6 protein-coding genes, 11 tRNA genes and 2 rRNA genes are annotated in these 14154 nt (G+C 47.9%); all 19 read left to right on the top strand.

Features of this window, described 5'->3' with window-relative positions; translation table 11 throughout:
• The first annotated feature begins 92 nt into the window (after positions 1-92).
• Positions 93-3018, top strand: a 23S ribosomal RNA gene (locus ACDJ58_RS26305).
• A 144-nt stretch (positions 3019-3162) separates the two neighbouring features.
• Positions 3163-3279: ribosomal RNA gene (gene rrf / locus ACDJ58_RS26300) — 5S ribosomal RNA — on the top strand.
• 84 nt (positions 3280-3363) lie between these two features.
• A tRNA-Asn gene (locus ACDJ58_RS26295) sits at positions 3364-3439 on the top strand.
• Positions 3440-3442: 3 nt separating this feature from the next.
• Positions 3443-3515, top strand: a tRNA-Thr gene (locus ACDJ58_RS26290).
• A gap of 10 nt (positions 3516-3525) precedes the next feature.
• Positions 3526-3597: transfer RNA gene (locus tag ACDJ58_RS26285), tRNA-Glu, on the top strand.
• A gap of 123 nt (positions 3598-3720) precedes the next feature.
• Positions 3721-3796, top strand: a tRNA-Val gene (locus ACDJ58_RS26280).
• 10 nt (positions 3797-3806) lie between these two features.
• Positions 3807-3881 (top strand) — tRNA-Gln (locus ACDJ58_RS26275).
• 16 nt (positions 3882-3897) lie between these two features.
• Positions 3898-3973 (top strand) — tRNA-Lys (locus tag ACDJ58_RS26270).
• Positions 3974-3979: 6 nt separating this feature from the next.
• A tRNA-Leu gene (locus tag ACDJ58_RS26265) sits at positions 3980-4061 on the top strand.
• Positions 4062-4069: 8 nt separating this feature from the next.
• Positions 4070-4144, top strand: a tRNA-Gly gene (locus tag ACDJ58_RS26260).
• A 7-nt stretch (positions 4145-4151) separates the two neighbouring features.
• A tRNA-Arg gene (locus ACDJ58_RS26255) sits at positions 4152-4228 on the top strand.
• A gap of 16 nt (positions 4229-4244) precedes the next feature.
• Positions 4245-4318 (top strand) — tRNA-Pro (locus ACDJ58_RS26250).
• Positions 4319-4327: 9 nt separating this feature from the next.
• Positions 4328-4398, top strand: a tRNA-Gly gene (locus ACDJ58_RS26245).
• A gap of 576 nt (positions 4399-4974) precedes the next feature.
• Entirely contained in the window at positions 4975-7767 is a 2793-nt protein-coding gene (gene ppc / locus ACDJ58_RS26240; protein ID WP_413373771.1) for a phosphoenolpyruvate carboxylase, read from the top strand.
• 255 nt (positions 7768-8022) lie between these two features.
• Complete coding sequence (sigW, locus tag ACDJ58_RS26235; RefSeq protein WP_036614044.1) at positions 8023-8589, top strand: RNA polymerase sigma factor SigW; 567 nt, start codon at positions 8023-8025, stop codon at positions 8587-8589.
• A 135-nt stretch (positions 8590-8724) separates the two neighbouring features.
• Positions 8725-9339 carry a zf-HC2 domain-containing protein gene (locus tag ACDJ58_RS26230; protein ID WP_062329949.1) on the top strand — a complete coding sequence of 205 codons (615 nt, stop codon included), beginning with the start codon at positions 8725-8727 and terminating at the stop codon, positions 9337-9339.
• 425 nt (positions 9340-9764) lie between these two features.
• Complete coding sequence (gene cdaA, locus ACDJ58_RS26225) at positions 9765-10604, top strand: diadenylate cyclase CdaA (RefSeq protein ID WP_063567044.1); 840 nt, start codon at positions 9765-9767, stop codon at positions 10602-10604.
• Entirely contained in the window at positions 10597-12078 is a 1482-nt protein-coding gene (locus tag ACDJ58_RS26220) for a YbbR-like domain-containing protein (protein WP_413373769.1), read from the top strand. The genes cdaA and ACDJ58_RS26220 overlap by 8 nt, the downstream gene beginning before the upstream one ends.
• A 74-nt stretch (positions 12079-12152) precedes the next feature.
• On the top strand, positions 12153-13493 hold the full coding sequence (gene glmM / locus ACDJ58_RS26215; RefSeq protein ID WP_413373767.1) for a phosphoglucosamine mutase: 1341 nt from the start codon (positions 12153-12155) through the stop codon (positions 13491-13493).
• Positions 13494-14154: the final 661 nt, after the last annotated feature.

The raw sequence follows: 14154 nt of genomic DNA, 5'->3' as shown, positions 1-14154 counted from the left end.
AAAACTGCATTGCGATGGTATAGAGTGAGAGCGACTTTTGGCTTTGCGCAAGCAAAACAAGGGAAGCGAGCAGTCGAAACCGGAGCAAATATGGTTAAGCTACTAAGAGCACACGGAGGATGCCTAGGCGCTAGGAGCCGATGAAGGACGTGGCGAACAACGAAACTGCCTCGGGGAGCTGTAAGCAAGCTTTGATCCGGGGGTGTCCGAATGGGGAAACCCAGCTGGGGTAATTTCCAGTTACTCATAACTGAATACATAGGTTATGCAGAGGCATACCAAGGGAACTGAAACATCTAAGTACCTTGAGGAAGAGAAAACAATAGTGATTCCGTCAGTAGCGGCGAGCGAACGCGGAGAAGCCCAAACCAGAGAGCTTGCTCTTTGGGGTTGTGGGACATCTCACATGGAGTTACAAAGGAACCGGTTAAGCGAAGAGGTCTGGAAAGGCCCGCCAAAGAAGGTAAAAGCCCTGTACTTGAAAGTCTGTTCCCTCCGAGATGTATCCCGAGTAGTGCGGGGCACGTGAAACCCCGTATGAATCCGGCAGGACCATCTGCCAAGGCTAAATACTTCCTAGCGACCGATAGTGAAGCAGTACCGTGAGGGAAAGGTGAAAAGCACCCCGGAAGGGGAGTGAAATAGAACCTGAAACCGTGTGCTTACAAAAAGTCAGAGCCCGTTTTAGGGGTGATGGCGTGCCTTTTGTAGAATGAACCGGCGAGTTACGTTCCCGTGCAAGGTTAAGGTGAAGAGCCGGAGCCGCAGCGAAAGCGAGTCTGAATAGGGCGACTTAGTACGTGGACGTAGACCCGAAACCGGGTGATCTACCCCTGTCCAGGGTGAAGGTGCGGTAACACGCACTGGAGGCCCGAACCCACGCATGTTGAAAAATGCGGGGATGAGGTGGGGGTAGCGGAGAAATTCCAATCGAACTCGGAGATAGCTGGTTCTCCCCGAAATAGCTTTAGGGCTAGCCTCGGAAAACAGAGTCGTGGAGGTAGAGCACTGATTGGGTGCGGGGCCCGCAAGGGTTACCAAGCTCAGTCAAACTCCGAATGCCATAGACTTACTTCCGGGAGTCAGACAGTGAGTGCTAAGATCCATTGTCAAAAGGGAAACAGCCCAGACCATCAGCTAAGGTCCCCAAGTGTGTGTTAAGTGGGAAAGGATGTGGAGTTGCACAGACAACCAGGATGTTGGCTTAGAAGCAGCCACCATTGAAAGAGTGCGTAATAGCTCACTGGTCGAGTGACTCTGCGCCGAAAATGTAACGGGGCTAAACACACCACCGAAGCTATGGCTTGATGCTTTGCATCAGGGGTAGGGGAGCGTTGTATAAGGGTTGAAGGTGTACCGTAAGGAGCGCTGGACATTATACAAGTGAGAATGCCGGTATGAGTAACGAAAAGATCAGTGAGAATCTGATCCGCCGAAAGCCTAAGGGTTCCTGAGGAAGGCTCGTCCGCTCAGGGTAAGTCGGGACCTAAGGCGAGGCCGAAAGGCGTAGTCGAAGGACAACAGGTCGAAATTCCTGTACCACCGTAAGCCGTTATGAGCAATGGGGGGACGCAGCAGGGTAGTGACGCGGACTGATGGATGTCCGTCTAAGCAGTGAGGCTGATGTGTAGGCAAATCCGCACATCGTAAGGCTGGGCTGTGATGGGGAGCGAAAATTATAGTAGCGAAGGTCATGATCTCACACTGCCAAGAAAAGCCTCTAGCCAGGTGATGGTGCCCGTACCGCAAACCGACACAGGTAGGCGAGAAGAGAATTCTAAGGCGCGCGGAAGAACTCTCGTTAAGGAACTCGGCAAAATGACCCCGTAACTTCGGGAGAAGGGGTGCCCCGGTAGTGTGAATAGCACGAGGGGGCCGCAGTGAAAAGGCCCAAGCGACTGTTTAGCAAAAACACAGGTCTGTGCGAAGCCGTAAGGCGAAGTATACGGGCTGACGCCTGCCCGGTGCTGGAAGGTTAAGGGGAGCGGTTAGGAGCAATCCGAAGCTGTGAACCGAAGCCCCAGTAAACGGCGGCCGTAACTATAACGGTCCTAAGGTAGCGAAATTCCTTGTCAGGTAAATTCTGACCCGCACGAATGGCGTAACGACTTGGGCGCTGTCTCAACGAGAGATCCGGTGAAATTTTAATACCTGTGAAGATGCAGGTTACCCGCGACAAGACGGAAAGACCCCATGGAGCTTTACTGCAGCTTGATATTGAATTTGGGTACGATCTGTACAGGATAGGTGGGAGCCTTTGAAACGTGAGCGCCAGCTTGCGTGGAGGCACCGTTGGGATACCACCCTGATCGTATCTAGGTTCTAACCTGGTACCGTAATCCGGTGCGGGGACAGTGTCAGGTGGGCAGTTTGACTGGGGCGGTCGCCTCCTAAAGAGTAACGGAGGCGCCCAAAGGTTCCCTCAGAATGGTTGGAAATCATTCGAAGAGTGCAAAGGCATAAGGGAGCTTGACTGCGAGACCTACAAGTCGAGCAGGGACGAAAGTCGGGCTTAGTGATCCGGTGGTACCGCATGGAAGGGCCATCGCTCAACGGATAAAAGCTACCCTGGGGATAACAGGCTTATCTCCCCCAAGAGTCCACATCGACGGGGAGGTTTGGCACCTCGATGTCGGCTCATCGCATCCTGGGGCTGAAGTAGGTCCCAAGGGTTGGGCTGTTCGCCCATTAAAGCGGTACGCGAGCTGGGTTCAGAACGTCGTGAGACAGTTCGGTCCCTATCTGTCGTGGGCGTAGGAAATTTGAGAGGAGCTGTCCTTAGTACGAGAGGACCGGGATGGACGTACCGCTGGTGTACCAGTTGTTCCGCCAGGAGCACCGCTGGGTAGCTATGTACGGAAGGGATAAGCGCTGAAAGCATCTAAGCGTGAAGCCCCCCTCAAGATGAGATTTCCCAGTATGTAAGACCCCTTGAAGATGACGAGGTAGATAGGCTGGGGGTGGAAGTGCAGCAATGCATGGAGCTGACCAGTACTAATCGGTCGAGGGCTTATCCAATATGCAAGTTGTAAATCGCAAATTTCGTTTCGGATCTAGTTTTCAGAGAATAATCTCTGAAATGAAAATCGGTACATCACGGAATGTGTGTATGATTTTCAGTTCCATATCTGATTTTAAGAAGCTATGCTTCGACAAATCGCGTTTGGTGGCGATGGCGGAGGGGTTCCACACGTACCCATCCCGAACACGACCGTTAAGCCCTCTAGCGCCGATGGTACTTGGACCGCAGGGTCCTGGGAGAGTAGGACGCCGCCAAGCGAACTCTTTCATCTTACATAGAAAACAGATTTTGTATGTTGACGTTGTACGATGAATTGCATTTGCACTGCAGATGCATATTATTCCCTGATAGCTCAGTTGGTAGAGCACTCGACTGTTAATCGAGTTGTCACAGGTTCGAGCCCTGTTCGGGGAGCCATTTGCTCTCATAGCTCAGTAGGTAGAGTGCATCCATGGTAAGGATGAGGTCACCGGTTCGATCCCGGTTGAGAGCTTTGGAAATGGGGCCCGTTGGTCAAGGGGTTAAGACACCTCCCTTTCACGGAGGTAACAGGGGTTCGAATCCCCTACGGGTCATAGCTATATTTATTAGCTTAATAAAGGGATGAGAATCCCAAAGGTTCGTCGGAGGATAAACTTCGTTAGCAATGGCTTCGCAGTCTCGAACGAAGTGAGAGTATCCCCTACGGGTCATAGGATGGAGGCTTAGCTCAGCTGGGAGAGCATCTGCCTTACAAGCAGAGGGTCGGGGGTTCGATCCCCTCAGCCTCCACCACTTAACTTAATGGGGATTAGCCAAGCGGTAAGGCAACGGACTTTGACTCCGTCATGCATAGGTTCAAATCCTATATCCCCAGCCATTTTAAATTTTAGTTTGAGTCATTAGCTCAGTTGGTAGAGCACCTGACTTTTAATCAGGGTGTCGAAGGTTCGAGCCCTTCATGACTCACCATTACATGCGCGTGTGGCGGAATTGGCAGACGCACTAGACTTAGGATCTAGCGTTTCACGACGTGGGGGTTCAAGTCCCTCCACGCGCATAGGTTTTGCGGACGTGGCTCAGCGGTAGAGCATCGCCTTGCCAAGGCGAGGGTCGTGGGTTCGATTCCCATCGTCCGCTCCAATATTTTGCGCCCTTAGCTCAGCTGGATAGAGCGTTTGACTACGAATCAAAAGGCCGGGAGTTCGAATCTCTCAGGGCGCGCCATTATTTTCATAAGTATCGGGATGTAGCTCAGCTTGGTAGAGCACCTGGTTTGGGACCAGGGGGTCGCATGTTCAAATCGTGTCATCCCGATTTTTATATGCGGGTGTAGTTCAATGGTAGAACTTTAGCCTTCCAAGCTAATAGCGTGGGTTCGATTCCCATCACCCGCTTCATGATTCATTGAAAAGTCTCTGTATTTACAGAGACTTTTCTTTTTATTTGTAGGAAAAACACTTCATTAAAATACCAATCTCCCCTCTATTCGTTTGATAAGTGAAAGAATACCTCAACTCTCTTCATTCATTTCTGCTAAAAGAAGCAAAAAATTATAAATACACTCTTTAATTTATTGCATCACTGTGATAAAGTATACAAAAGCTTGCTTTGCCGGTCATGTTTCTTTATGTTTCGTCTGGTTTGTAACAATGGAAATAGAGCAGATACGAATTCATTCAGGTGCAATGAACATTCCCAGTCTAACTGTATATTTATGAAAAATTAAGAATAGGTATGAGTTATTCGAGTAATGAAAAGTACGTGAAAAAGGTATCATGCGACAGCATCTGACCATTGATCGAAGCAGAACAAGAAAATGAATAATAAAGCGTGTTTTTGTGCTGTAAATCAGGGTAAATCCCCATTTTTACTAGTAGAAAAATAAAGATTTTCGTACCATTTTATTGTATGATGTTATGAAGGTGTCAAATTTACGTGTACGAATGGAACGATCAGATGGGAGGATAAGCATGACTGAAACTATGGTAACCGCCAGCAAAAGCCAATCCAACAACCTGCTTCGGCGAGACGTGCGGTTCCTGGGCAATATACTCGGAGAAGTTCTTGTCCATCAAGGAGGCACGGAGCTTCTAGATATCGTTGAGAAGATTCGGGAAACGAGCAAATCGTTGCGTGCAGAGTTCTTGCCAGAACTTTATGCAGAGTTCAAAACGATGATCCAGGAATTAGACTCGGAAAATCGTCATCAGGTGATTCGAGCTTTTGCGATTTATTTTCAATTAGTTAACATTGCTGAACAAAACCATCGGATCCGGCGTAAACGGGATTATGAACGTTCTGCAGGGGACGCTGTGCAGCCAGGATCGATTGAAAAAGCAGTACAAGATCTGAAGGAACGCGGACTGTCTCACACGGAAGTAGAGGATATTCTAGACGAATTATCGCTGGAATTGGTGATGACAGCTCATCCAACCGAAGCCATGCGTCGGGTTATACTGGACATTCACAAACGGATATCCGAAGATGTCATGCTGCTTGATAATCCTACGCTGACGTTGCGTGAACGTGAACAGTTGCGGGAGAAGCTGCTGAACGAAGTCATTACACTATGGCAGACTGATGAGCTTCGTGACCGTAAACCGACTGTGCTCGATGAAGTACGGAACGGAATGTATTACTTTCATGAAACGTTGTTCCATGTACTTCCGGATGTATACCAGGAGCTTGAACGCTGCCTGAATAAATTTTATCCTGACCATGACTGGCATGTGCCGACGTATTTGCGGTTCGGTTCCTGGATCGGTGGAGACCGGGATGGAAATCCTTCGGTAACTTCAGATGTAACATGGCAGACACTGTTGATGCAGCGTAAGCTCGCTTTGCGTGAGTATCAACGGATTATGATTGAACTTATGGGACATCTCAGCTTCAGCACGAACATCATCCACGTATCGGATGAGCTGGTGCAGTCGATTGAGCAAGATCGTAGTTGTGTAACGTTGAAAAAAGTGGATATGTGGCGGAACGAAAAAGAGCCATATCGCATTAAATTGGCATATATGATAGCCAAGCTGAACAATGTCTTGGATGAGAACAAAGTAGGGCATCCAGATCGCTATGACAGCGCTCAAGGACTGATGGATGATCTGATGATTATCGATCGCAGCCTGCGTCATCATTTTGCAGACTATGTAGCAGATACAACGATTCGCAAAATGATTCGTCAAGTGGAGCTGTTCGGTTTCCATACAGCTGCATTGGATGTACGTCAGCACAGCAAAGAGCATGAAAATGCGATGTCGGAGATTTTGGCCAAGATGAACATCGTAGAAGATTATGCCCGTCTGACGGAAGATGGCAAAATCGATTTGCTGGCTCGTTTGCTGGATGATCCTCGTCCGCTGACCTCCCCTTATCACCAATACACAGAGGGGACCAAAGAGTGTCTGGACGTATTCCGTACGATCAAGCGTGCTCAGAGCGAGTTTGGGGCCGGTTGTATCACAAGCTACCTGATTAGTATGACCCAAGGGGCAAGTGATCTGCTTGAGGTCATGGTATTTGCTAAAGAAGTAGGTTTGTTCCGCAAAGAACATAACGGTGAAGTGGTATCTACGCTTCAAGCGGTTCCTTTGTTTGAAACGATTGATGATCTTCATGCCGCTTCGGAAATTATGGAGAAGCTGTTCAACCTTCCGGTATATCGCGCAAGTGTGAGCGGGCGGAATGAACTGCATGAAATCATGTTGGGATACTCGGACAGCAACAAGGATGGCGGGGTTGTTACAGCCAACTGGGAGCTGCGAGTGGCGATGAATGCCATCACCGCTGTTGGTAATAAACACGGCGTCAAGCTGAAGTTCTTCCATGGTAGAGGTGGGGCGCTCGGACGTGGAGGCATGCCTCTCAACCGCAGTATTCTTGCTCAACCACCACACACCATTGGTGGGGGAATCAAGATTACAGAGCAGGGTGAGGTCATCTCTTCCCGTTATTCCCTTCAGGGAATTGCATACCGCAGTCTTGAGCAGGCTACATCGGCTTTGATTACAGCTGCACTAAACGGTCTGGAGCCGCAAGAGTCGGCAGCAGAGCGTCAGTGGGATAGCATCATCAAAGATATTTCCGAAGTATCCCTGACGAAATACCAGGATCTCATTTTCCGTGATCCAGACTTCTTTACTTTCTTCAAGGAATCGACACCGCTGCCTGAGGTAGGGGAACTGAATATTGGTTCACGTCCATCCAAACGGAAAAACAGCGACAAGTTCGAGGATCTGAGAGCGATCCCTTGGGTATTTGCCTGGACCCAAAGTCGTTATCTGCTTCCCGCATGGTATGCGGCAGGAACGGGACTGCAAAGTTACTATCAGGATAAAGAAGAAAATCTGGTTGTCCTGAAAGAAATGTATGAAAACTTCCCATTCTTCCGTACACTAATTGATACGGTGCAGATGGCTGTTGCCAAAGCAGATTTGGTTATTGCGAAGGAATACTCGGCCATGACTTCCAATGAGGAAGCACGTGATCGCATCTATGGTCAGATTGAATCGGAATTCAAACTCACCAAAGAGCTGATTCTGAAAATTACCGGAGAAGCTGAAATTTTGGATGATGTACCAGTGATTCAAGAGTCGATTCGACTTCGTAATCCTTATGTCGATCCTTTGTCCTACATGCAGGTCCAACTCCTGAGTGAGCTCAGAGATATGCGTGAGCGCGGCGAGGATGACACAGAGTTACTGCGTGAAGTATTGCTTACGATTAACGGCATTGCTGCAGGACTTCGGAATACGGGCTGATCGTTAAGCTGCTTAACCATAAATGAAGTGAATTTTCCAGCCATGTAGATAGTAAAAGCTTAATTCTTTCCTCTACTTGAGTGAGAGATGAAACGGGACTCCTTCTGGAGTTCCCGTTTTTACTGTTTTTGGCGGATATTTTCCGGCACAGTCTTGATTTTTGACCAAAGTTGATTTACGATTTGATTGGTGAATTACAAGTGTGGACGGGTATCAGAAGGCGGAAGACCCATCAGCATGTCTGGGGGAATAAGGGTGGACAATTTGGAGAACAGGCTTATTAAGCTGGTACTGAAGGGTGACCAGCGGGCCTTTGCAGAAATCGTTGAGTTATACAAGGACAAGCTGTTTCATCTGGCATACCGGATGCTGAACAATCGTCATGAAGCCGAAGACGTTGTACAGGAGACGTTTTTGCGTGTGTTTCGCAATATGGAGAAGTATGATCCGAACCAGAAGTTCTCAACCTGGATATACCGGATTGCAACCAATCTGTGTATTGACCGCTTACGGCGGAAAAAACCTTCTTATTCATTGGATGCGGAGCTGAATGATCAGGAAGGGTCTGATGGTTATGCGATGCTTCCAAGTGATGATCGTACACCAGAAAGCGAAGCACTGTTGTCTGAGACACAGACACTTATACGTGAAGCGATTGACAGTTTGCCGGCCAAGTATAAATCAGTCATGATTTTGAGATATTTACAGGACTTGTCGCTACAGGAAATCAGTGATGTGACAGGTATGCCCGTAACAACGATTAAGACTCGTGTTCATCGGGGTCGTGATTTTTTGCGGAAAAAGCTGGAGTATAAGTTGTGAATGTAAAACGTCTGTATTTTGGGCGAAATTATTTGAAACATATCCGAAACGGATACGTATGTAATGTATGCAAGTCTTATGCGTGCTTTTTGGCAATGCAAGGACTAAGTGATCTAAGAAAGGATTGGCTCTCATATGGATTGCAACTCGGCCGTCTCTTTAATGCATGAATGTTTGGATGAGTCGTTGTCCCCGGCCCAGAAGGTTGAACTGAAAAGTCACCTTGTGACCTGTCCGGATTGTCGCATGCGCTTTAAAGAGTTGGAACAGACGGAAATGCTACTCTTTGCCATGAAACACTATTCACCGTCTGCCTCGGATGAGCTGACCAATCGAATTATGAATGCTCTGCCCCAGCCCAAGAGACAGCAAGTATGGCTCAAATGGGTCAAAGGACATCCCGCGCTGACGGCGGCAGCCTTCTTTTTGGTCGTGATGCTCTTTAGCGCCTGGAATTTCTGGAATCAGAATAACGAAATGGTCGTTAAGGGAAATAATCTGGACCAGATCGTGATTGAAGGAAACACGGTTATTGTTCCGGAGGGCAAGTCCATTGCTGGCGATCTTACGATAGAGAATGGAACTGCTCAGGTATACGGTGATGTAAATGGCAATCTGACGGTCATCGACGGACAGTTGTATCAGGCTTCAACGGCACATATTTCCGGTCAGGTGAAAAGTATTGATCAGGCGCTGGACTGGTTCTGGTACAAAATAACCAATATGGTAAATGAAGTGGCTTATCGCTAAAACAGGGTAAATTCTTCAATGGTATATACCAAGCAGGGTACCTCCAGATTGCTGGGGTACTCTTTTTTTATCTAATGACTTTGTAATTTATGGGATTTGTGTTGTTTCTGCGCAGTTTGTGACTCCCGTAACTTGCAACCTGAACGTTAACGTTATAACCTAGATACTAAAGAGAACATACTACTACATATAGATAAGCTTTTTGCATAAATCCAAAGAGCGTTTTTCAATCAGCAAAATATAGATCGAAATGATTCTATTCGTCTATACGTTGGTTGGATCAGAGTGCTCCTTCCTGGCCAACTTTTGTACTTGAGGGCGAGCCTGAATGGATTATGCAAATGCGAGAAAAGGATTAATTAAATCCTAATGGGTTAATATGAGAGCAGGGTTTACTCATCAATGGGGATAGCGGGGGCTGGCTTATGAACTATTTTGCTGACTTAACGTGGAAAGAGTCCATTAAGGACGTTATCGATATATTGATCGTTACTTATATTATGTACAAATTGATTTTGCTTGTGCGGGGTACCCGTGCTGTTCAGTTGCTTAAAGGTATTCTGTTCCTTGTGGTGATCTGGGCATTAAGTACGTGGCTAAACCTCTATACGCTCAAATGGCTGATGAACCAGATGTTTACGTTTGGTGTCGTTGCGGTCTTTATTATCTTTCAACCGGAACTGCGCCGTGGTCTGGAGCAATTGGGTCGTGGCAAGCTGTTTGGGCGTTCGGCAGCAGCAAGTGATGAAGAATTAACGGTATTAATTGGTGAGATTATTAAGTCTGTGAATTATTTGTCACGGCGAAAAATTGGTGCACTGGTTGTATTCGAACGGGAAACGGGTCTGAACGATTACACGGAGTCCGGGATCCAGATGCAATCACTGGTCAGCTCAGAGCTGATGATTAACATCTTTATTCCGAATACACCGCTCCATGATGGAGCCGTCATCATACAGGGCAAACAGATTTCGGCGGCAGCCTGTTATTTGCCTTTGTCCGAGAATCCGTTTATCAGCAAAGAGCTAGGAACGCGTCACCGTGCAGCTATCGGGATTACCGAGGTTGCGGATGCGATCTGTTTGGTTGTTTCGGAGGAGACAGGACAAGTGTCGCTTGCGATGAATGGACAGGTTGTTCGTGATATTAAGGAAGAATCGCTGATTGCCAAACTATACGAAGAACTCCGTCCAACATCAAATTTGACTAAAAAGAATGGTTGGACTACCTTCTGGAAACGGAAGGGGGGACGTAAAAATGGATAAATGGTTCAATAACAACAATTTTGCCAAGATTCTTGCCCTAGCGGTGAGTTTGTTGCTCTGGTTTATGATACATCTGGACGAAGTACCAACTACACCAACGATCTCGACTGGGACGACCAATAAGGTTGTGGAGCGCACTGTGCCTGTTCAGCCTTATGGACTCGACAGCAACTCCTATGTACTTACTTCATTAAGTACGGACGAGGTCCGTCTGGAGATCAAAGGGCAGCGTTCGATGTTAACTTCGATTTTTACGAATGATGATTATAAAGTGCTAGTGGATCTTAGTCAGGTGAAGGATGGGTCCAATACGTTACCGCTAGTACCCGATCTGCCTTCCGGGGTTGAGGTAGTCAGCATGGAGCCTTCCATGGTTACGGTCAACGTGGAGAAATTGGGCACCAAATCCTTCGATGTGAATATTGTACCCGAAGGAGAACCATCCGCCGGATATAACGCTGGAACGCCCGTTGTTGAACCTTCAGGTCCAGTTAAGGTAACTCTGCCGGAAGGGCAGCTTGACGCCGTAGCGAAGGTTCAGGGCAGTGTGAGCGTGAAGGATGCGAAGGGCGACGTTACGCAGAAAAAAGTGAAGCTTCAGGCATATGATGCGGAAGGCAAGGTCATTGAAAATGCGATTGTTACACCAGAAACCGTTGAAGTCCGTATTCCGGTCAGTCAGCCCTATACAACTGTGCCCTTAAGAATCAAATATTCGGGACAGCTGCCGGAGGGAATGGTGCTCTCCACGGTTGAGCCAAGCGTGAAAGAAGTCTCGGTTTACGGAACAGAGGATGCGCTTGCGGGTATACAGTCCTACGACCAAGTAACCCTTGATCTTACTCAGTTCGATGAGGCAGGAACGTCGACAGTTAACGTGGACTTGACGCCGCCTCCAGGTTTTGAGAAAATCGAGCCTAGTTCGATTCAGCTTAAGGTGACGGTATCGCCTTATGATGAGCTTCAGGAGACGACCAAAGTCTTTCCGAACGTACCCATTACGCTTACTGGCGCGGGGAACGGGCTGGAAGGGACACTGGTTACTCCCAAAAGTGGTGGCTTGAATATTACGCTTAGAGGTTCTTCAACGATGCTTGAAGGTCTAAGTAGCGATGATATCAAGCTGACTGCGGATCTTGCTGGACTTGCGGTAGGTACGCATGAAATAAAGCTTGAGGCTGACTTGCCTCGTTTTGCCAAACTGGATGAGTCATCAGTTGATCTGAGCGCTACCGTCAAAATTAGCGAAAAGGCAGATGATACGACGGTTGCTCCCGGCGAGGAGCCGAGTGATGAAGGAACGGTGGGGCCTGATCCTTCGCCAGCCGAAGTCGAGAATGGGGATACCGAAACTGCTCCTGGAGAAGAAGAAACAGAATCGAATACGGACAATCAGGAGCAGAGCCAGCAGGGGAATACCAGTCGAGGTAACTCCAATAACAGCGGTAGCAGTAATAGTGGCTCCAATCCGTAATAGAAAATGTTCAGTTCAGAATTTTAAAAATAACGTTTATGCTCTTATATGATGCGAATAGAAGGAGTTAGATCATGGGGAAATATTTTGGTACAGACGGCGTAAGAGGTGTTGCCAATAAAGAGTTAACGGCGGAGCTGGCTTACAGCATCGGACGTTGTGGTGGTTATGTGCTTGCAGGTGGTGTGGAAAGACCAAAAGTGGTTATCGGTATGGATACCCGAATCTCGGGGCTTATGCTGGAATCCGCACTGGTTGCAGGTTTGTTGTCCATTGGCGCCGATGTAATTCGTCTGGGCGTTGTATCCACTCCTGGAGTGGCGTATATTGCTCGTCTGCTGAAAGCTGATGCAGGGGTAATGATCTCGGCTTCCCACAATCCGGTTGAGGATAACGGAATCAAATTTTTTGGGGGAGATGGCTTCAAACTGTCGGATGAGACAGAGAACCAGATCGAAGAACTGATGGATGCAGAAACGGATCAATTGCCGCGCCCTGTGGGTGGTGGTTTGGGAACCGTAATTGTGGATGAAGAGTCCCGTTATCGTTATTTGGACTACCTGAAAACAACGGTAAATGAATCGTTCTCAGGACTCAAAATTGTTCTGGACTGTGCTAACGGAGCAGCTTATGAGTTGGCACCCAAATTGTTCAGAGAACTTGGTGCAGAAGTCATTGCCATTGGCGCTGAGCCTAACGGCCTGAATATCAATGAGCAATGCGGATCAACCCACCCGGAGCATTTGAAACAAGAGGTGCTGAAACATAATGCGGATCTGGGCCTTGCTTTTGACGGGGATGCGGATCGACTGATTGCTATTGATGAGACAGGCGCTGAGGTCGATGGTGACTTTATTCTGTGCATCTGTGGTGATGCGATGAATCGTGCAGGCAAGCTGAAAGACAGTACCGTGGTATCTACCGTAATGAGTAACATCGGATTCTACAAAGCAACGGAGAAACTGGCACTGAAAACAGCAAAGACTGCCGTGGGTGACCGTTATGTGATGGAAGAAATGCGCCGTGGGGGTTACAACCTGGGTGGAGAGCAATCCGGTCATGTTATTTTCCTGGATTACAATACAACAGGCGATGGCATGCTAACAGCCATTCAGCTCGTGGACACGCTGAAGGCTTCTGGTAAAAAACTGAGTGAACTTAAGGCGCTGATGACCCAGTACCCACAAGTATTGGTGAACGTGCGTGTTGAAGATAAGAGCAAATACGAGGGCAATTCCGCGATTGAGCAAGCCATTGCTACAGTGGAGCAGCATCTGGGCGATAATGGACGTGTACTTGTTCGTGCGTCCGGGACCGAATCCCTGATCCGCGTTATGGCGGAAGGACCAGATAAGGATGAACTTGAACAATTCGTATCTCAAATTGCAGATGTTGTGCAAAAAGAACTGGTATAGGACCTGATCGATAGGCCTTCCAAACACGGTTGTTTCAAGGGAATCACTGTCTCATAAGGTTTAATCTAACAGGGGTTATGCCATACAAACCCATATTCCTACGTCCCGGCCTAGTGAGACCATGGGTCTGTTTATCTGGTCGGGATTGTGGGTAAATATGCCGAAATTGTCACAGGTACTTTGCTCCATTGCAAAATGAACCTGACGTGCATATAATGAGTGGAGTCGTCATTCAGACACAGAAAGTGAGGATCGTAAGGTACTAGTTACACAAGCGCCAGAGCTTGAAGTTGCGCGGGAAGGATTTTGATCGGTACGAATCTTGAAACAATGAAGATGCTACTGAGCAAGATCGACGGCAATCAAGCTGACGAGGTGGAGGTGTTCGGATTGTTCGGCGGGGACCTCCCGGTGATGCACCAGAGCCGTAAACCGGATTGCGGAAAATGGATGGGTGACTGTCCACACAACGCGCCGGTAGGTGCAAGAGTCAACTAAAATTCAAATGAATGTGCGCGAAGAGCGTGAACAGTGCGCGGACGGGAAAATGATGTACATTCATGATTGCATCTAATAACAGCTTATGACTGCGGGGCGGCAAGAGGCTGCTCTGATCATTGATAATTGAATAATTGAAAGTATTCATGATACGTTAGGCAAT

Source organism: Paenibacillus taichungensis (genome assembly GCF_047302525.1).
GTDB lineage: Bacteria > Bacillota > Bacilli > Paenibacillales > Paenibacillaceae > Paenibacillus > Paenibacillus taichungensis_B.
The sequence above is the reverse complement of the archived record's forward strand: the minus strand, read 5'-3'. Positions and strand labels throughout refer to the sequence as shown.

Excerpts from the sequence above, each read along its gene's own strand:
- ppc (WP_413373771.1), top strand. The coding sequence starts at position 4,975 with ATGACTGAAACTATGGTAACCGCCAGCAAAAGCCAATCCAACAACCTG.
- ACDJ58_RS26230 (WP_062329949.1), top strand. The coding sequence starts at position 8,725 with ATGGATTGCAACTCGGCCGTCTCTTTAATGCATGAATGTTTGGATGAG.
- cdaA (WP_063567044.1), top strand. The coding sequence starts at position 9,765 with ATGAACTATTTTGCTGACTTAACGTGGAAAGAGTCCATTAAGGACGTT.
- ACDJ58_RS26220 (WP_413373769.1), top strand. The coding sequence starts at position 10,597 with ATGGATAAATGGTTCAATAACAACAATTTTGCCAAGATTCTTGCCCTA.
- glmM (WP_413373767.1), top strand. The coding sequence starts at position 12,153 with ATGGGGAAATATTTTGGTACAGACGGCGTAAGAGGTGTTGCCAATAAA.